The following is a 20,129-nucleotide window of genomic DNA, read 5'->3' as shown; positions in this document are numbered from 1 at the left end:
AAGTCAAGAACTTCTATACAAAGCCGTATACCTCATTAAAAATAGTGGAATTAATTGACAGAGCAAGTTGAGTGTKATAGCATTGCTTTAACTTAAAACGAAAAGGCTATGATGAGAAATAGTAGCTATTAGGGATCTCACAGAGAGAAGATGGTTGGTGCGAATCTTCATTGATCTAATAGTGAAGCAGTCTCGGAGCTGTGAACCGAACAGAGGAATCTTAGTAGGCTTCAACGGAGTTCCACCGTTATTCAGGAAACAATATCGGAGATATCCCGTATTGATAGAGTGCAGAGAAATCTGAAATTAGGTGGTAACACGGACATAATAGTTCGCCCTAAGTTGACAAGAAATATGTCAGCTTAGGGCTTTTTTGTTTTATTTCTTCTCGTTCGAATATTTGCAAAATAATTTTCCGAGCATAATTAATAATTGARATGGAGGTATTGAGCATGGTGAAAATGACACCAGATGAGTTAAGAAAATCATATATTGATTTTATGAAAGGAATAGGGGCTAGCCAAGTGCCCTCTTCTAGCTTGTTACCAGAAAATGATCCCTCAACGTTGTTTACAGGAAGTGGAATGCAACCTATGGTTCCATATTTATTGGGGGAAAAGCATCCGATAGGTAATGAGATTGCTAATATTCAGAAGTGTTTAAGGACAGTGGATATTGATGAAGTAGGAGATACGTCGCATCTGACATTTTTTGAAATGATAGGTCGATGGGAGTTTAAAGCAAATGAAAATAACTATAAGAAAAAGCAAATTGATGCCATTTGGAATTGGCATATTATCGAATTAGGAATTGATCCTGGCAGGCTGTATATCAGTGCTTTTATAGGAAGTGATGATTTGAATATACAGAGAGATACGGAAGCCATTCAAATCTGGTCAGAAAAATTTAAATCAGTTGGCATAGAACCTATCATTGAAGATGATCCCTATCAATATGGGGCATCTAGAGGTGGTAAAATATTCTTATACGATGAAAAAGAAAATTGGTGGAGTCGAACCGGAAATCCATTGGATATGCCTGTTGGTGAACCGGGTGGGCCTGATAGTGAAATGTTCTATGATCTTGAACCAGACGGTGATTCACTGGATCATCCTGCTTCTGTAAGCGAGAGGTTTTTAGAAATTGGGAACAACGTATTTATGTGTTACAAAAAAGAAGACACAGGATTTGTAAAAATGCAAAATCCCAATATTGATTATGGAGGCGGATTAGAAAGGGTTGCAACAGCCCTTAATGGTGACAAGGATATTTATAATACGGCTTTCTTCCTTAATCCCAAGAAAAAATTAATGGAGTTAAGTGGTAAACAATATACTGACGATTTAAAGTCGTTTAGAATCATACTTGATCATGTGAGAGCGGCTACTTTTCTAATTAATGATGGTGCTGAGCCAGCAAATAGTGATGCAGGGTATATAACAAGAAGGTTATTAAGAAGGGCGATTCGTGCAGGTAAAAAAATAGGTATACAAGGAAATTTTGTGGGTGAGTTGTCTGAAGTTTATATAGATGAAGCAACAGCTTATGAAGATTTGATCGGTAATAAAAAGAAAATTATCGAAATAGTAAATAAGGAAGAAAATCTTTTCAATAGAACTTTACAGCAAGGAGAATTTGAAATACAAAAACATCTTAAGAATAAGGGTAAAGTTACAGGTGCAGATGCCTTTTATTTTTACGAAACATATGGGTTTCCCTTGGAGTTGACGGAAGAGTTTCTAACTGAAAGTGGATATAGCATGGAGGACAAGGTGTCTTATATAGAGGCGGCAAAGAAACATGCTGAAAAGAGCAGAACTGCTTCTGCGGGTAAATTTAAAGGTGGATTAGCTGAACATTCAACAGAAACAACAGCGCTGCACACGGTATCTCATTTATTACTTGCTGGCTTAAGGGAAGTTTTAGGTGATCATGTTCATCAGCAAGGAAGTAATATTACTTCAGAACGATTACGGTTTGACTTCAACCATGATGAAAAACTTACGCCAGAGCAAATAGCTGAGGTGGAAAAGTATGTGAATGATGCGATTTCATCAAAAGCAGTTACCTATATTTCAGAGCTGCCTAAGATTGAAGCAAAAGAAAGTAATGTTGAAGGGAATTTTTGGGATAAATATCCGGATATCGTTAAGGTGTATACAATCAAAGATAATGAAGGGAAAGTTTGGAGTCGAGAAGTATGTGGAGGACCTCATGTAGAAGATACAACAAACTTAGGAAAGTTCAGTATTAAAAAAGAACAATCTTCTGCTGCTGGAGTTAGAAGGATTAAAGGAGTAATTAATAAATATTTCCAGAACGCGGAACAATAGCTGATGTTTTAGGATTGCCATTTGTAACAACGTTATGAGTTGCCGGGAATCCATGATGAATGATAAATCCGGCAATCGAAGTGGCTTGACATCGCTTGGCCTTTCCGTTGGCGATACCGGAGCACAGTATTCAAAGAAAAAGCAATTCGGATTAAATCCGAATTGTTTTTTTTCTGCAAGAAAGGGGAACTTATAAAAAAACAAAACGAAAATCGAGCTATAAGCGAAAATTCAGTATTACTAGGCATTAAAACGATTTATATACATATGTACAAAATACGAGTTTTGTGAAGAAGTATTAAGGGAATTAATATTACTGACTGATCTACTGACTGATCTATCTTTAAATTGCTGTTACTTCACTTTCTCACGTCTTCATTTTATGTACTTCATAATAATGCTAAAATTCATTCAGCTCCAGATCAAATGATTTGCGCTTTATAATTGAAACTAATAAAATCTAAGTTCAATTTCCATTAGTAATGCTTAAATTCTGCTGTCGTAATTATCCTTAGAGTTAATTTTAGAGTTAATCCTTAAAGTTTATTGTCATACACTAAGTAGTTTAGTTATTCAGTTTTAAAATAATAAGTTACATCTACAACATCTTCTATTCTCGTAATACACACCATTCTTCTGCTGTGAAAAATAAGAAGCTTGCTTAATAAAGCGGCAGCCGGTTATTATGAGTCGGCTACCGCTTTATTTATTGTGCTATAGTTCCCCGTTTAGGATTCCTGTAGAGCGTTAATTTTGCGCTTTGCATTGAAACGTGCGACTCCAGTACGATGGGGTAGTCACCGGTCATAGCCCTATAGCCATCTTAAGGAGGTCGCTCTATCTTGAATTGTAAAGCTTAAGCCAAACAAAATCAGTCAGTGTTTTCGTCGGAAATTCCCCCGTATTCATATCGTTTGACTTTGCATCCAACTTTGGACTTCATACTGCAACGTCTTGTTGCTGTCGGCGACGAACCGACGCTTCGGGACGTCCGACCCCTCCGGTCCTGCTTCCCTTAGACCAGTATGCTCTGAGATGTGAAAAGAAAATCCCGTATTTCTCGGCAGGAAAAGCCGCCTTCGGTAGTAGCGAGGTCCGGACTTCTCCAGTTCCTCCCCCGCGTATACTCTCGCCGTTGCCGAGGTATCGTCTGGTACAACAACTTCCAGCTCCACTTCGACCTCTTCGGACAATTCCGGCACGATCCTGATTGTTGTCGATGCGGTCAGCGCATGTCCGCTGTACGCGATCTCACATTCCCCCGTCTTGACTGCCCGGATCAAGCCTGTCGCATCGACCACCGCTGCGCCTTCGGGCGTTACGCGGAAGCTTGCGTCCAGGTCGACCGAGACTAAACCGCTTTCATATGTGACAAGCGGGTATACCCATGCCTCGGCTCCCTCGATCCCGGCAACAGGATCACCGATTAACTCGGCTGAGACTGGCGATCCTTTGTCTCCGAAGAAGAAGACAAGTGGCGCGTACGCCCTCTGCTCCCAAGCTGCCTCATTATGCTCTGCCATCGGTTCGTAGCAGAACACGAGGTCGTCTCCAGACCGGTAGCCTAGCTTCACGAAATGCTCTGCCATGTGCCTGACGTGATCGACACGCACAGTCATGCCTTCCAAGCCGCCAGCATCTATCCATAATTGAAACGGTCCTTTCCCATCGAAAGTCTGAACGATGGGCAGATGCGTCATCGTCTCCTCATTGTATTGGGCAAAATAAGGCGAAACCATGGCCAACTTGCCAAAAACGTCGGAACGGCGGAACCCGATATGGTAAGTCGCGAGCCCGCCTCTGGACGAACCCATCAGTGCGGTATGGCGGCTCTCATGCTTCGTCCGGTAAGTACGGTCGATGTAGGGTTTAACTTCCTCCGTCAGGAAACGTTCATAGAACTCTCCCCGGCAAGGGTAGTCGAGCTCCTCCGCGAACGAGCCTTGATGCGCGAACTCGCTGTTTCGCTCCAGCCCCATATTCGAAACCGCCACGACGATCAATTTTTCGATGCGTCCTTCCGCAATCAGACGGTCGCATACGCGGTGCAGGTTCCATGACTGCCCGTTAAATGCTTCATGGAATACGTTCTGCCCGTCATGGACGTAAAGTACCGGATACGTCCTGTCCGCTTCCTGCCCGTAGCCGGGCGGCAAATAAACGAAAATGTCCCTTTCGTTGCGCATAATTTCCGATCGGAAATTCGCGATGGTTTCCACTCGCGAAGGCTGCGTCATTCAAATCTCCTCCTCTCTTCCCCTAACTGGCCTTAAGTCTATCCAATTATGAACCGTGTAAACGACTCTCTTGTCCTCGTCCGTGACAAGCCTTCTGTAAGGCATCCGCCCGAAATCCCGATCGACCTCTTCCTTATCGTAGCCCCGGGTGATGAGAAAATCGAACGTTAATCCTCTAGGCAAACTGACCGTTCCGCCATACAATCCTTTGCCAAGCTTCGGAACGCCGAACGTCGCATAAATCTCGGCATCTTCCGGCGTTGTATCCGGCACGCGAATTTCAAGCTCGACGACGACGGTCTCAGATAGCCGTTTCACGACAGTATACATTCTGGCCGCTTCTTGGCCACCATAGCGGCAGACGATCGTCGCAGTGCCGGGTTTCCGTGGAAGCAGCCTTCCGTCTGGCGAAATCCCGAGGACATCCGGATTATCCGTCTGGTAATCGGCTCTGAGCAAACTGAAGCGTATGCCGTTGTGAAGAGCGGCAACCGCATTAACGACCACAACAGGCCCGTTGACACCGACGATACCGTCCCCTTCAAGCGCGAGAACCGACACATCGGCGGCTTCGCCAAAGAAGTGCAGCAGCGGCATGTGCGCCCGGCGGCTCCAGTCCCATTCGGAATGCGCGGCTTCCATGTCCAGATAATAATAAAGCTCCTCACCTTGCTTCCAGCCAGCTTGCTGCATATTCTCCGCGACGCTCCGCACGTGGGATGGCATGAAGAACCCCTCAGCCCCACCTATGTCCATCCATATTTTCTGCCCATCGTTATAAGGATACAGCCGATACTGCGGCGTTTCTTCCAGCGTGCCGGGATCTACCTGGACGAAAAAAGGCGACAGGATGCCCAGCATGCCGAATACGTCCGGACGGCGGAGCCCGATGTTGTACGTTGCAATGCCGGCCGCCGAGGAGCCCATTAACGCCGTATGTTCCGCATCCGGCAGTGTCCTGAATCCGCGATCTACGATTGGCTTCAGCTCTTCGATTAAAAAATGCTCGTAAAGCTCGCCGACGCAGCGAATAGGATACGCGCACAGGTCGTGGAAATATTCACTGGTTCCGTCCTCGTACTTATGTTCGACCGCTACGATAATAATTGGCCGAATCAGCCCTTCCGCCAATAGTCGGTCCGCTACGCGGTGCATACCCCAGGACTCTCCGGATGGCTTGCTCGGCTCGAATACGTGCTGGCCTACGTGCATGTACAACACGGGATACCTTACGGACGGATCATCGTCATAGCCCGCAGGCAAATAAATGTAGATGTCTCTTTCGTTCCCCAGCCGGGATGCGTGCACCCCGGGTAATACGATCAGCTTCGATTGAGCCGAATTTTCCATATTGCATAGCCCCTCCTGAGAACTTCATTCTTCAAGTTTTAACTTAACCGGTTAAGTGGCTTCAGTATAGGGCGTTTCCCGAGGCTTGTCAACGGCAAGTTTGACATCCTTCCAAGTTCGGACTTATGATTATCTAAACTTTTGATTCTAACGAGGCGGTTACTGATACGATGAAAAAAACGACACTTCGCGACGTAGCCAAAGAAGCCGGCGTCTCCGTCGCCACGGTAAGCTATGTCCTTAATTACGTGAGCACCCAGACGATTCCAGAAGAGACGCGGCAGCGGGTCTTTACGGCAGCGAGCAAGCTTCATTACGTTCAAAATTTGACGGCGAAGTCGCTCTCACTCGGTAAAACCAACGTCCTCGGCGTGCTGTTCGTCAGCACCGGAGACGCCCGCATTCCAAAGCTGGTCAGCTACGGAGCTTTCCTTGACGGATTAGAGCGCCGATGCCGGGAGAAGAGCTATCATCTCCTTGTATCCCAAATTGATCCGGCCAAACCCAATTTCGAGATCATTGCCGAGCGCAAGCTGGATGGCGTCTTTCTGATTGACGCTATGGCCCAATCCTTCCATGCGATATCGAGGAATCTGCAATACGGCTCGCCGCTGGTTATCGTGGACAGCTTGATCGACGATTCCTTGTTCCGGCAAGTCAATCCTGATTTCCAACGATTGTTCAGTGATTTGAACTCGTCATTGCCGGCCGGACAGCCTTATGCACTCATTCACGAACACATGTCGAACGAGCGGTATCACGAAATCATTCGATCCGCTTCGGGATTGGACGAATCGCTCGTATTTGCGGCCACCAGCGACGAAGAGTCGCTCAAGCAATTTATACAGCAGCACGAGAACAAGCCTCTCGTCGTCTTCAACGAATTTTTGGCCTTGCAGGTACTGAAGTACCTGAGCCCGGAGAACCTTGTCGTCGTCTGCACCTCGGAATGCCCGGAACTCCTTCCCGAGCAGGTCACAAAGTTTGTTTTCACTCGTTCCAAGTCCGAGGTCGCTTTCGGCTTAATGAGCGCGCTACTGCACACTCCTTTCGGCGCTTCCGAGGATCAGTACATCTCTCTGGACAAGAAGGATTAAACAGCTGGGGCTCGTCATGAACCTATGAGACATGGGGGATGAGCAGATCCATAGAACGAGTAGCTCGCTGTATCTTTAAGACGGATTTCGCTATCCATGCGCATTTCCTCGCGGAAGAACAGTTTGACATCGAACCCCATGATTACGTCCAGTGGTTCAATTTCCATAAAATCCACGGAACACTAGATTATTTTATTAAATGACATGGTTATCTTTAATACGTTTGCAGATGATGAATTCTAATATGTTGTAACATGGAGTTAATCCACTAGTTGAACATATACTTTTTTCAATTAGTCTTATAATTGAAAAATAGAGTTGCACCTAATCAATTTTCAGGAATTCTAAAGGTTAATTAAATAATCTAAAAGAAATGCTCGCCTATGAATTAGGCGAGCATTTCTTACTTTAAAAAAAGCTTAGGTGTTGTTGTCCTTGTCGGGGCGCACACAAGTCATTTTCAAAAATGGGGAACATACGTGGATCATATTATGACAATGATAAGTCATTTTGGCAACATCGTACTATTCTTAGCCTTCTGTTTGGGGCCTTTTGGGATTTCAGTTCCAAATGAGGTGACAATTATTGACGCTGGGATTATGACATCTCATGGATTGTTGCACACCTTTTACACCTTTGCTTCTATTCTATTAATTGGAACTTTGATACTCGGCTTGTTGAATGATCGTACCGTTTCAGGTTAAAGTAAGAAAAAACGCCAAGCCGGATTCAGGGCTTAGCGTATATTTTCGTTAATTACGCGGTAATTAGTCGGCTCATATTCTTGTCATCTGACAATATTAAAGTTCGTGATGTGTCACATTCGTAAATCGTGATAATTACAAACAAAAGGAGCCTCACTGGCTCCTTTTGTTCTTTGAATATTAAAAAATCCCCTTTTGGGGATTATCATAATCTTTTTCGGTCTTCAATACCTTGATATAAACGTTTAATACTGTAGCAAGATTAATTGTTGTGCTCTCGAACCTTTCAACTATTTATTCTTCTGCTTTGTAACTTGCTTACCGCCGATGATAAGCATGATAATACCAATTATTGCTAGAATGATCCGAACTAAGAATGGACGCAATGAAAACACAGTTTCACCTTGCCATTGCAATCCGAACAACGTTTCATTCAGCCCCACAATCGCCAATAATGGCTTAAAAAACAAACTCAGCGCTAATAATACTATCCCCCAAATCATTTTGCTATTCATTGATTCAAAACCTCTTTTCCAATTAAGATAAATGAAGATTAGTTCACAATAAAACGATCTATCATTGGCTTTCTAGAATTTTATCCCACATTGTAAATTTTTATCAATCTTTGATTGATAATATCCACACAGGTTCATAATTCTCTGTAATAAAAAAGTGTCCACCATCTACCATATGAAAAGTGGCTGCTCCACCTGCATAATATCTCCACTCGCACATGTCATACATTATAGCACTGAGGTCGTTGCAACCAGAATTTGCTTTAGGATCTTCTCACCCCAAGCGTATTACTCATTGTGACTCTAACCATCAAACCTAAGTTAAATCAAGTCTTTTATGCGAATTTATGCATATGAAGACAACATACTATTTTGTACATATGTATGTATATCGATTTTTTCTATGGCTTTTGTCACAAACGTCGATATTTAAACAACAATTTCAAAATTACGTTTTAGATTTCTCTTCGACCTATCACCCTAGGACCTTGCTTAATCTTTTAATACGTAACCATTAAGTTTCAATGATTTATTATTCTTCGTTCGATTTATTTCTCATTGCTTCTTGCATTTTTTTAGAGTCAGCCCAAATCTTAGGTGGCGTAAAGTAATCATCGTATTCTTTTAAAGCTTCAGGAGATTGTTTCATTCTCCACTCCCACAAATAAGTTAAATATGTTTCACCAATACCCATTCTCCATCCAATGCTAAATGGATGAATGTCTGGAAACGTAATCCATTGAGGAAGAAAGAACTCTGGCTCATAGTTCTCCATATTATTTCTGATGTTCATCAACAAATTGCCTAACATGTTTTTTCCTTGCCCGTCACCGCCATCTCCCCAATATGAATCATTGGTTGTATGTTCAACAATGGCACAATCACCAGTTGATAAGAGAATTGACTTAACATTTGGATGTTGTTCTATTTTAGCGACGATAGCTTCCCGCATAATGTTAACTTTACACTCTTCCCAATCTTTACGGAGTGGTTTATTTTTATCTCGGCCTAATCGGGCGGCATTCATTGGTGTACTGGCAAAACGTATTTCATCTTCATGAACGGTACCTACAAACTTTTGAGCTTGAAAATAGTGTTCCGTTGTTGGCCATTCTTTGTTTTGTAACGTAATTGAATGTTTCGAAAAATTCGAGAAACAACCATATGGCTTATTTATTTCATAAAAATTGATTACCTTCTTATCAGCATTTCTGCTTAAAAGATTCCGTTTATTTTCTTCAATATTCTTTAATAATTCTTTTGCGATTTTTGGAATCTCATCCAAGAAACTTCCCCCACTCTTCCTTCGACTTATAAACGACATTCGTATTTTTCTATTATTATTCTAGATGCGATTAAGCTATCCTGCTTGTTGGCTTTATGAAGTAACGTCAGTCTAATTCTTTATTTTATTCTGACAATGGCTGATGCATACTGTCGAACGTTTACCCCTGATTATGGAACGGGCATTTACTAAGTAAATCGCTGGATGCATGACAGGTATGTCATACTTTGCTGTTTCTTTTATAGGATTCGCTTCTACAGCCAGAAGTAGAGTATAGTAGGAGAAGTTAAAAATTTATTCCAGGAGGCTACAGACATGTCACAGGAGATTTGGATTAACCTACCGGTCAAAGATGTTGAGAAGTCAACTGCCTTTTTCAATGAGATTGGATTCCATGCGGTGAGCGTTGGAAACGAGAGAGCCAAGCTTGCCATAGGCCAAACAACGATTCTGCTGTTCCCGGATGAGGCGTTTGAGAAATTTACCGGTTCAAAAACCGCAGATACTTCCCGTTGCGCAGAAGTAATATTTTCCATTGGTGCTGGAAGCAGAGAAGAAGTAGATGCCTTTATTCAAAAGGTAGAGTTTGCCGGAGGAAGCATCTTTGGCAAGCCGAGTGAAAATGAAGGCTGGATGTACGGCGCAGGATTTGCCGACTTGGACGGTCACCGTTGGAATCTGCTGTACATGGATGAGAGCAAAATGCCGAAACGCTAATATGGAAACGCTGGTCACCTGCTCAAGGTCACCGGCGTTTTCTCATATTTCGAACAGTTCTTTTCGATTTCCTCTAATAACTCTGGAGAAATTGCCCACCAATTTTCATCCAATAGAAACAATATTCCAAAATAATGACCGGCACCTTGCCCAAGATTACCTTCGATTCATCAAGCTTCTCCCAGTCGTTCAAAACTGTTCTACTCGTGCGCAATATTCTCAAATATCCCGTACGGTTCGTTCCTTCGTAGAAAAGCCTGAACGACGCTGGCTCCTTTAGCCCCATCTAATCCTATAACTGGCTCCATAACACACCCTAATTATAAAGTTGCTGTCACTCCCGCGATGGTTTCAAACCCATAGCTTCGCTACTGATTAATTGAACTATCCTTTCGCATTAGATGTAGAAATCAGGGTCCCTTTACGATTGGCTGTTAGAGTATCAATGTTCATGAGCAAGAATGTTGGTAAGCTTACCAATCGAGTCGTGTACATACAATCTTCGAACACCCCAAGGCTCATCAACAGGCCCATATTTTATGTGAAATCCAGCTCTCTTCATGCCTTCTAATGCATGTTCGTGAGTTTATTTCCTATTGTAAAGTCTACGGGAATGAGTCAATATAGTAGTCAATAAGTGGTAAAATATAGCTAAAAAATTATGGAGGTGAAGGATACCTATGAGGGAAGCTACAGAGGGACAACATGAGCACAGTGAGATGCTGCCGTTGTTCTCCACTACGGATAGAGGCGGACGAATGACTGCGCTGCTGCCGGGACGTGGCGTCGGACGCGCGACTCCGCTGCTGCCGTGGCTGTTCGCAGCTGCTGCACTGTGGGCGCTGACAGGCTCCGTGCCGTTTGGTGCTCTACTCGGTCTTGCGCCAACACCGGCGATCAGCATGCTCCTCGGTCATCCGGTCACGGTGGGCGTCGCCGTGGTGTTGCTGTTCGTCGCAATCGGTGTGACTGGCGGAGTGTACTCGCGAGCGGTAGAACAGTTCGGACAGACCAGGGTCGCCGGCCTCTTCGTATCGCTAGCGATTGCAGGAGGACTCGTCGTAATCGCTGGAGTCTTACTGATCTGGACGCTGGCGAGCGATCCGTCGCGTCCCTTCAACCTTGAGGCCATTGGGACGTCGCCGACGATCCCGCTAGAGCTTGGCGCTGTCATCGGAGCCTGCTTCGCCCTCTGGGCCGCCATTTCACTTCTACGGTTGCCCGGATCGATCACACATGCCCGGCAACGTCAGAGTGACATCGAGCGCCTCCGAGTAGAGGGCAACTCATTCATCGGGACACTGACCACGGTGAGCTTCACGAACTGCTGGCTCTCAGGTCTCCCGGTATTCAAGGTCGAGGTAGGTTACATCGTCGCCGGTACTCCTCGGGTCGTCTCAGCGCACATGCGCACCAGTGCCGACCGCGTTCCCCTCGTAGGCTCGCGCATGCTCGTGCTGACCGACGATCGCGGAACTACCCACGTGGAGGTGGACCTGTCCAATGGAGCGACATTTGAGCCGGACGTGACGAAGTACGCCGCACCGACCGACTGAAGCTTTGGCCGGTGCACTCTCCACGAGCTTCACTTCCGCCTACTCCCGTGCTCATATCATGCAGTTTTCCTGTACAACACGAGCACACTTGATCGTCTTCGCTTTTTTGAGGGTTCAATTTCATTTTCAGGAGCAATTAAGAATTACTTTGTTTGATGGGATCATGGTAATATCTCCACCCGTTTAATTATTCTCAACCTTTTTTATAGGGCGAGAATGCTAAAAACAGTATGTCATATTATTCAGCACATTTTTGTAAATGACTTCGTTTAATCTTTCGATGACGACTATACTAAACCAAACATGAACTTGATAACTTAAATAAAAAAGCCGCAATTTTGCGGCCTCTAAATAAATAGCACTTATGTCATCTTACAAAGCTGCTCAACATCTGAATTACGTAGTTTATTACTTTTGGTTTAGTGTTTCTATTTCTTCCGAAAAAGCATCTTTGTATTGCTGATACAATCCGGTATCAAACTCGTAGTCTGCGTCATTAGGCTTTGGAGGATTATCTTGAAGTTTTTTATACAAAGTATCAATCTCGCCTGAAACCTTCGTCCATAATTGTTTCACTTCATCATATTTTGAATCTATTTCTTGGATATACTTATCGTATTCTGCTTTCTTTTCCATTGCCTTGCCGAGTTGCTGGATCATGAATTCCATATCTATGGTTTCTCCTGTTGCAGAAGTACCACTGTGGGCAAAGTGACCGATGTTAACAAGACCATCGTTCCAAATATCTCTGGTGACGAAGTTGTTGATCTCCGCTAGTTCTGACTCTACAGTAGGTTTTTCATCTGACTGAGACGAATTATCTAGTTGTATCCCCGCATCTTTGAAAGCTTGCTGTACTTGTTCTTGCAATTTCTCTTCTTCGGTTTTCTCTTTTCCGCAACCTGCAAATACTGCCATCGTGACTAAGCACAGAATGATGTATACGCTCTTTTTACCCCATTTGGACATTTTAAGTCTCTCCCTTTTTTTCAATAATTTCCTACCTTTGCTATTATCGGTTTTGTAGACGGGTTATTTAATACACAAAATAAAGTCAACCATCTAAGCAAATAACTTGTCTTGAATCTAGGCGTTGATAAAAACAAAAACGAAAAGCACGCCAGAAATCAGTCATGCTTTTTGAAGAATAAATTTCTTATATATCGTTTTACAAGCATTTTGCATAGCTCAATACTTGATTTCAATAAAAAAAAGCTGAGTGGATCGTTCTCATCCACTCAGCTCTTAGGGTTATTTTACAATAATTTGTATAACATCACTTACCGTTGTTCCGCTTCCGTTCATAAACTCACCGCGATATTGATAAATGCCAGGAGCTTTTCCCGAAATTTGTGTATTTGCCGATTGGGCATTTGGTGAGTGTGAAGATAAAGATTGCGTATCAATAAGTTCGGCATTTTCATATAATCGATACTGTGCTGCGTTCGTGCCCCACCACATATTTGCAGTAATGGTATAGTTCCCATCTTGATCCCAGTTGTCACTGGATAACACAGGTTTGCCAGGTTTCGCATCAGCCACGGTGACGGTATGTGGTTCACATGAAGTCGTTCCATACAAATTCGATAACTCACATGTATACACATAGGTTCCATTTGGCTTGCCTTGAATTGGAATAATGGAAGTTTGGACAGCTGGCGAATCAACGGGCAAGGACTTCGTTTGGATCAATTGGCCATTCTCGTACAACTTATACAGTGAGCCATTGGTTCCCCACCACATATTCATCGCAACGTCATAGTTGCCATCATGTAAGCCTGTCGCAGCACCGCTATTATTCGAAAGTGTCGGTTTACCTGGCGCCTCATTCACAATCAGCTCCGGACTAACGGAATGCCGTTCGAATTTGACTGCATCAACCCTCGTATAGATCATATCGGCAGGAAGTGTTGGCGGGTCTACCGTTGTAGGAGTAACCCTGGTTAAACGAACATACTCGCTGCCGTCTCCTGTAAAGTCGAACGTTCCTAGATTTACCCAGCCCGATGAGCCAACTGTTGCATCGATATACGTGACTTCAGTACCCGACTGATGCTTTACTTCCACTTTGACATAATTATCGTTTGCCGTCGTATGGACGATCTTGTAGATGGAGACCGTATATTTCCCCTCTGGAAACTGGCCTTTCCACGTTGCTGATGATCCTTGAACGGTAGAGTAACGGGACTTAACCCCAATTTTGTATCCGGCTAAGTTGCTTTGGCTCCAAGACCCTTCTGTCGTGTATAACCCCGTTGTATTTGTACTGTCGACGATAACCGTTAGGTCCTTGATCGCGATGGTCAAAGGCGGCGTTGTTAAGGTCACTCCGTCAATCGTCACATTGGCCCATACCTCAATGTGATCTGTGTCTCCATCGAGATTTAGAAGGGTCAACCTACCGCTGCTGTCTACTTCAGCCAGATCCGTACGATCAACGAAATACTGCACATTGGCCTGTGATAGATCATCGATCAAACCATTATCCAAATAGCCGGTTACGCTCAGTTGTGCGGTTTGAGTCATCTGCAGCTCGTTCCGATCGGATAGGATCACCGCAGACTCCAATTGCGGCATCCTGTTCGGGTCTACCCACATTATTGCATCGGCAACTACCCGTGACTTGTTGGCCTTATTGGTTAGTTCCACGTACCCGCTATCGCCTGCTGTAAAAGGATAATCGCCTAAGTGCACCCAAGTTCCATTTGCCGTTGTCTCATCAACAGCAATCGTCTCGGAGCCCCCGCTATAATAAACGGTAAATGAGGCATTCGTTGCCCAGCTTTCACTCGCAGCCGTTATTTGCGGAAGCTTGTAATACACACTGTAAGTAACAGTATCCGGCAGCTCCGGCCGCCATATAATTTTGCTTGTTGCTGTGCCGGTCGTCGATTTGGCATACACATAGTTATCGTAGTAATAGTCGTTAGCCGTTGTATCCCTTATCCAGACCCCTTCTGTCTCCGCCTCGGTATTATCTACAATAATAGATGAACCCTCCTGCCAATCGGGTTGGACTGGAGTTTCGGATACCTTATCAGGCAGATAAAGTGTCCGTTTGCGGGTCTGTTTCCCGTCCGATTCCACGTAATAAGTGAAGGTTTGAGATAAGTCGTTTACCCGTATTGACCATTCCATCGGATAGATCGTATCTGGGATGGTTGTATACGTAGCCCCGCCATCCAAGGAATAATGGATTGTCGCTGGTTTCGTCGTTTTTGCCTGTACATAAGCATCATAAACCGTCTCGTCGGGCTTCACGATCAGCATCCCTTTAACCGCATCGATTGGACTGTGGGTATCGAAGAAGTAGCTTGCATCCGATGTATCAGCAGTTCGAACCTGATGCAGCGGCACATCAATCTGGAGTCCCTCTACAATGATCGCGGTTATCCCTTTGCTTGAAACCGTAGCTTGAATAATTCCGCCACTCATAACCGCTTGTTCTGGTGTGCCATTATCGCGGATGATGGTTACGGTATAATCTAGTGACGGATTGAAACCAATGATTTGCGCATTCAGTTCAATCGAAGTCTGAACTTCATCTGACGATGCGTTGCTTAGCCCGATATAGAATTTATCCCCGCTCTCTCCCGTTATCCAGTTCAATTGAGGATCGTTAGTCTGGATAATTCCCTTGGGCATCCAGAGCCAAACGTCGGAATTACCGTAGAAATGACCTGGATTTTTGCCATAAAGGTGATATTTGAACCATAAAAAATTCGTTTCGAATACGGAAGGAAAGGTAATGCTCCCGTTCGATTTTAATGATTGTTCGCTGATCAAATAATCCATTGTTTGCCCGAGCTGCCCCGGTATATGGTGATAATAGATAGATGTAGCTCCACTTGGGCCTTCCAGAGGGAAATCCGGTTCAAGTTGGCTAACGGCAAAGCCCTTATAGTAATAACCTGGATAGCTGGAATATCGACCAATAACCGAATTATGAGCGATATCCTGCAGCAGTTTATCGCCTGTATAGAGCGACAATCGCAGCATGAATGGAGCTTCCTGTGCATTCATCCGATAATAGCCGGTTGTGCTTCCTGCTTCAAACGTCAACCCGTTCGGTGAAACAAGCCAACTATCCGCTTGTACGCCTCCTGCTACATCTTCTGGGAGCTTGCTCCTAGGATATTGGTATTTACCGCTTTCCGGCCAATGGAACGACTCCGCGTAATTATACGTCTCGGGCTGTGGAATTGTAACGGTACCTTCAGGAACTGGTCGAGCAACGAACATGGTGGCATACCGTTTGGCTTCCTTATAAGCGGCATTCAAGTATTTGGGATCCTGAGTTTCCTCGTAAAGCTCCAAAATCTCCATCCACAGCTTGCTATAATAATAAATGAATTCATTTTTACTCACATTGATGGATTCAGGAGTTTCGATATGCTGAATGATATAGCTGTCGGCTGCATCCTTGGCAGCCTGTAAATACTGCATATCTCCCGTCATCCGATACATCATCAGGGGCTGAATGACAGGACCTCGGTCTTTCTGGTCAGGATCACGCACGAGGTATTCTTCCTGTGCCAGCGCCCCAATTCCTGCCGAAGTGCTCATCATCTGATTGACAGCGGCTACGCTTGAAACATCGAACGGCAGGGTGGCCATTTTCCATAACGAAGGCACGCCATATACTTTCTTCTGCGTCGGCGACCAGCCGATGCCATTTCGCGATACGCCATACTGGACGGACGGCAATGCTCTCGTATCGTAAAGCTGGTCATCCCCAGTCAAATAATAAGCCCCCAAAAGAACGGCATTCGAGCTTGTTCGAACGCTATCCTCGTTTTCGATATCAATAAAGCCCTTGGCACGGCTCCACCACCCGCTGGGTGACGGGACATACTGAACAGAGTCGTCCCCTTGCGGCTCTATCTTAAGCAGATCAATCATATTGAACATGGCGTCAGTAAGCGACTGATCTGATACATTTTCCCGGTATGCCGAATAACCGTACTCATTGCGAAGAATATCCGCGTAGGACTCGTAAAGATTGCTTTTTTGTGCGATCAGTCCCAAATGAAATTGATAGGTGTTTTCTGCGCTCATTTGCGAATAATTCCCTAACTGAGGAGCATAGAGGATTGGCTGCACGCTGCCTTCATTATTGACAAGGCTCATGCCAAGCCGTTGTTTCGTAACGCCTCCCGTCGGTTCAAATTCAACCGGAAGCTCATCCGAAGGTACAAATACCCCATACGTCAAAGGATTCCCCGCGCCGTCATTCTTCTCCACCAGACTCATTGGAGCGCTAAGCTCCCTAAGGCTTGTGGATTCCACCGTGCCAACCATTTTTGCATGCGCCCTAAATCCATTTAACACTTCATTGACGCCAGAGATTTGCTCTGTTGTGAAGGACTGATATCCAATCACATAATTGCCATCGCGGCGAGGCGTGAAGGCGAAGGAAACATCTGGTTTATCCCCTGCCATGGACCAGTTCACTTCAAAATCGTAATCACTGCCATGCATAGAATCGGTTAAAACCGCCGTGTGGCTGTCTGGAAAATGGATTCCGTCGAACGTAATCCAGCGTTTGTTCATCGTATCGTAGTAATTGGTTCGGCTCCCCGCATTCCCATCCAATAAAACCCATTGCTCCTCAAGTCTTTCCGATAAATTATTTATTGGCATCCAGTTCCCTGTGTCCGTGTTCTTGTAGAACATGTCACGAACGATGGATTTGCCTCCATCCCATGCTGCCTCATAGAAGGTCGCCTTATAATTTGCATTTTCGATGCTGCCTTTTTCTGTGTAACTGAGATTCGCYAATGTACGGCTCCGCAGCGCGGGCAACGGCGGAGCTTGCTGACGGATATTCCCTTCAAATTTGACTGCATCGGCCCGAGTAATAATCGTACCCGTCGTAGGTTGCATTCGAGTCAGCCTGACAAATTCGGTATCATCACCACTAAAATAATACTCACCCAAATCCACCCATCCGACCGATGGACCTGACGTAGGTCTAAGATCCATAAATAAAACATCCGTAATCCCGTTGTGAATAATCTCAATCTTTACATTACTGTCTGCTTTATCCGCCCAATCAAGCTTATAGAGCGATATTCTCGCCGTTCCTGCCTCCAAGCGTGGATTCCAAGTGATGCTTCTACCTACCGCGTCTGTATATTTGGAACTGGAATTATTGTATCCTTTCACTCCCGCACTTGTGGTCCAATAAGGAGCGGAGTACCCGTTACTCGCGTTACCTGCATCTACGGTGACGATATGATCAATCGTGAGGCTTCCATCATCAATAATGATCGTCTTATGCGGCTCTTTCTGCTGAATATTACCTTCGAACTTGACCGCATCAGCTCGCGTAAGTATCGTGCTCGTGGTGCTGGTAGACCGTGTTAATTTAACGAATTCTTCACCAACCCCGGAAAAATAGTACTCTCCCAAATCAACCCATCCCACAGGAGGGCCAGATGAGGGTCTCAGATCCAGAAAGAGTACATCCGTCGTTCCATTATGAACGATTTCGATTTTTACATTGCTATCAGCCTTATCCTCCCAGTTAAGCTTGTATAACGATATTTTCGCCGTTCCTGCTTCCAAGCGCGGATTCCATGTTATCGATCTGCCTGCTGTACTCGTATATTTGGAGCTGGAATAATCATGCCCCTTCACCCCTGTGCTTGTGGTCCAATTTGGTGCCGAATATCCATTGTTCTCGTTACCCGCATCAGGTGTCACAACATCATTGATCGTGATGCTTCCGTCATCGATGATAATCGTCTGATAAGGTAAGGTCTCCGCATAAGCGGTCGTTATTCCAACCAGGCTGAAAGGAACTACTATCGTCAACATGAAAACGATGAAGAAAAACAGCTTCCTTTTGACCAAACCACTCACAGCCTTTCCTATAAATGATAACGCTTCCAAAATAATAATGCCCCCTTTGCTTGAATGATCGTAAAAAAGCAATTAGCCTAATCCATGAGCTAATCCAGCTCCTTCGTTTTTATCATAGCAGGTCATATCACCATGAAATTTCTTTCATTTTAACAATTTTTTATAAGATTTTAAGGAAATGATATCCTGTCCTATATTTCAAAAAAAACCTACATCCTAATTGACCGCTCAATCGTAGTCAGATAGAATGTAGGTTTTCCAAGTGGACAAATCTATTATAATGGCGGCTGCACCACTAACAGCTTCCCAAGCTGAATGACCGTTTGATCATACCAAGCTGGATGCTGTCGAACATGCTCCATACTTTTAGCATTGCCGCTTTCCTCAAACACGGCCGCTTTGTCTGTCTTCTCGTGATCGACTTCGAAGCGAACCGTATGTTTCCCATTCGGCAGCTCCGGCAAGAAAACATATTGATTTCGATTATGATCGTTATAGGGTGTGAATCGATCGATAAGGAAGGGTTCGCCTCCATCAACTGACACCTTCAATCGGCCAGAATCTGGCCCCCCGATATCGAATAACCCGATATGGGTCCCCTCGAATTGCACCGTGATAGCCTCTCCAGGATCGACAGCTCGCCATAGGCCAGGGAACAACCAATTGTATTCGCGCACTAACGCAAAATCATCGGGGGTCATGTAAGACCATCCTTCCGAAAAAAGAGTAAGATTATCCAGCGGCAGCATGGCTGCATACTCCCAAGGATTAGCCGGGACCAACGGATTCCGAGGCAAGTGATATTCGAGTCTTCCCTGATGATCGCGAAGCTCGCTTATTTTCTCAAATGACCGGGTAATCGTATCTGTATAAATCTGATGCCCTTCGGGAATTGTCGGATGGACCGAATCATGCGTAAAAATAACGGCTCCTGGATTGGACTGTTCTGCCCTTGAGGTGAAAATGAGCTTTCCATCGGAAACCAATTGACTGACCGCTACGCCCAGATGAATGGAAGGAATACCGTAATAATCGGCCACCTCCTCTTGCATAATAGCCCCTTTCTGGTATTCGCCGGCTTGAAATAAGACCACATCTCGCTCCTTTATCGTATAAACGAACAAAATGTCGGTGAACGGGCTTCGCTTGCGGATCTGTCGGACAATTCCTTCGATCCGCGCCTTGGATTCAGGGACTCCGCCATCGTTGCCAACAAATTCGACAAACACAAGATCAGGCTGATGACGCAGTACATCCGTCTCCAAACGTGCGCAGCCGAGGTCTGATCCTGTCCCATCAATACCTGCATTCACAGTGCGGATTTCCGCATTAGGATATTTACCTCGAAGCCAATCTCCCGTCATGACCCTATATCCTTGAGAACGCGTATTGCTGCCGCCAAAATAGACGATTGTCACGGTTTCCCCATTTTCCAACTTCGAAATGACATTAGGCAGCCCTCTTCGAG

Annotated in this window: 12 protein-coding genes and 1 other annotated feature; of the genes, 5 read left to right on the top strand and 7 right to left on the bottom strand. The window is 44.8% G+C overall.

All coding sequences use genetic code 11. The features are described from left to right. Nucleotides 1–99 precede the first annotated feature (99 nt). Nucleotides 100–343, top strand: a binding site (T-box leader). Nucleotides 344–452: 109 nt separating this feature from the next. Next, nucleotides 453–2,333: an alanine--tRNA ligase gene (locus AB4Z17_RS18250; protein ID WP_441961241.1), complete on the top strand. Its 1,881-nt coding sequence runs from the start codon at nucleotides 453–455 to the stop codon at nucleotides 2,331–2,333. 905 nt (nucleotides 2,334–3,238) lie between these two features. Here AB4Z17_RS18250 and AB4Z17_RS18245 read toward each other — a convergent pair. Next, nucleotides 3,239–4,570, bottom strand: coding sequence for an alpha/beta hydrolase (locus AB4Z17_RS18245; protein ID WP_441961239.1), 1,332 nt, complete (start codon nucleotides 4,568–4,570; stop codon nucleotides 3,239–3,241). Continuing rightward, on the bottom strand, nucleotides 4,571–5,920 hold the full coding sequence (locus AB4Z17_RS18240; protein ID WP_441961237.1) for an alpha/beta hydrolase: 1,350 nt from the start codon (nucleotides 5,918–5,920) through the stop codon (nucleotides 4,571–4,573). It abuts the gene before it with no gap. 170 nt (nucleotides 5,921–6,090) lie between these two features. On the opposite strand from AB4Z17_RS18240, the gene AB4Z17_RS18235 reads away from it, so the two are divergent. Both AB4Z17_RS18235 and AB4Z17_RS18230 read left to right on the top strand, forming a co-directional pair. After that, a complete protein-coding gene (locus AB4Z17_RS18235; RefSeq protein ID WP_441907735.1) occupies nucleotides 6,091–7,017 on the top strand; it encodes a LacI family DNA-binding transcriptional regulator in 927 nt (308 codons plus the stop codon). A 38-nt stretch (nucleotides 7,018–7,055) separates the two neighbouring features. Further along, a complete protein-coding gene (locus AB4Z17_RS18230) occupies nucleotides 7,056–7,220 on the top strand; it encodes an IS3 family transposase (protein ID WP_441961235.1) in 165 nt (54 codons plus the stop codon). A gap of 791 nt (nucleotides 7,221–8,011) precedes the next feature. Here the strand turns inward: AB4Z17_RS18230 and AB4Z17_RS18225 are convergent. Together AB4Z17_RS18225 and AB4Z17_RS18220 are read right to left on the bottom strand one after the other, a co-directional pair. Then, complete coding sequence (locus AB4Z17_RS18225; protein WP_441961233.1) at nucleotides 8,012–8,236, bottom strand: hypothetical protein; 225 nt, start codon at nucleotides 8,234–8,236, stop codon at nucleotides 8,012–8,014. A gap of 532 nt (nucleotides 8,237–8,768) precedes the next feature. Beyond that, nucleotides 8,769–9,521: an NADAR family protein gene (locus AB4Z17_RS18220; RefSeq protein WP_441961231.1), complete on the bottom strand. Its 753-nt coding sequence runs from the start codon at nucleotides 9,519–9,521 to the stop codon at nucleotides 8,769–8,771. 315 nt (nucleotides 9,522–9,836) lie between these two features. Between AB4Z17_RS18220 and AB4Z17_RS18215 the strand changes: the two genes are divergently transcribed. After that, nucleotides 9,837–10,238, top strand: a complete 402-nt coding sequence (locus AB4Z17_RS18215) for a VOC family protein (protein WP_441907732.1) — start codon at nucleotides 9,837–9,839, stop codon at nucleotides 10,236–10,238. 758 nt (nucleotides 10,239–10,996) lie between these two features. Next, nucleotides 10,997–11,794, top strand: coding sequence for a hypothetical protein (locus AB4Z17_RS18210; RefSeq protein WP_441961230.1), 798 nt, complete (start codon nucleotides 10,997–10,999; stop codon nucleotides 11,792–11,794). A 408-nt stretch (nucleotides 11,795–12,202) separates the two neighbouring features. On the opposite strand, the gene AB4Z17_RS18205 is transcribed toward AB4Z17_RS18210, so the two are convergent. The 3 genes from AB4Z17_RS18205 to AB4Z17_RS18195 all read right to left on the bottom strand — a co-directional run. Further along, entirely contained in the window at nucleotides 12,203–12,763 is a 561-nt protein-coding gene (locus AB4Z17_RS18205; RefSeq protein ID WP_441961228.1) for a hypothetical protein, read from the bottom strand. Between the two features lie 282 nt (nucleotides 12,764–13,045). Continuing rightward, entirely contained in the window at nucleotides 13,046–18,691 is a 5,646-nt protein-coding gene (locus tag AB4Z17_RS18200; protein ID WP_441961226.1) for a golvesin C-terminal-like domain-containing protein, read from the bottom strand. A gap of 245 nt (nucleotides 18,692–18,936) precedes the next feature. Further along, on the bottom strand, nucleotides 18,937–20,129 hold a 1,193-nt coding region (locus AB4Z17_RS18195), incomplete at its 5' end, for a GDSL-type esterase/lipase family protein (RefSeq protein WP_441961224.1).

Origin of the sequence: Paenibacillus sp. TAF43_2, from assembly GCF_052113545.1 — a bacterium.
Taxonomy (GTDB): Bacteria; Bacillota; Bacilli; order Paenibacillales; family Paenibacillaceae; genus Pristimantibacillus.
This window is presented reverse-complemented; position numbering and strand designations above follow the sequence as displayed.

Bases quoted from the DNA above. Each gene is read 5' to 3' on its own strand.
- AB4Z17_RS18250 (WP_441961241.1), top strand. From the start codon at position 453: ATGGTGAAAATGACACCAGATGAGTTAAGAAAATCATATATTGATTTT.
- AB4Z17_RS18245 (WP_441961239.1), bottom strand. From the start codon at position 4,570: ATGACGCAGCCTTCGCGAGTGGAAACCATCGCGAATTTCCGATCGGAA.
- AB4Z17_RS18240 (WP_441961237.1), bottom strand. From the start codon at position 5,920: ATGGAAAATTCGGCTCAATCGAAGCTGATCGTATTACCCGGGGTGCAC.
- AB4Z17_RS18235 (WP_441907735.1), top strand. From the start codon at position 6,091: ATGAAAAAAACGACACTTCGCGACGTAGCCAAAGAAGCCGGCGTCTCC.
- AB4Z17_RS18230 (WP_441961235.1), top strand. From the start codon at position 7,056: ATGAGCAGATCCATAGAACGAGTAGCTCGCTGTATCTTTAAGACGGAT.
- AB4Z17_RS18225 (WP_441961233.1), bottom strand. From the start codon at position 8,236: ATGAATAGCAAAATGATTTGGGGGATAGTATTATTAGCGCTGAGTTTG.
- AB4Z17_RS18215 (WP_441907732.1), top strand. From the start codon at position 9,837: ATGTCACAGGAGATTTGGATTAACCTACCGGTCAAAGATGTTGAGAAG.
- AB4Z17_RS18210 (WP_441961230.1), top strand. From the start codon at position 10,997: ATGACTGCGCTGCTGCCGGGACGTGGCGTCGGACGCGCGACTCCGCTG.
- AB4Z17_RS18205 (WP_441961228.1), bottom strand. From the start codon at position 12,763: ATGTCCAAATGGGGTAAAAAGAGCGTATACATCATTCTGTGCTTAGTC.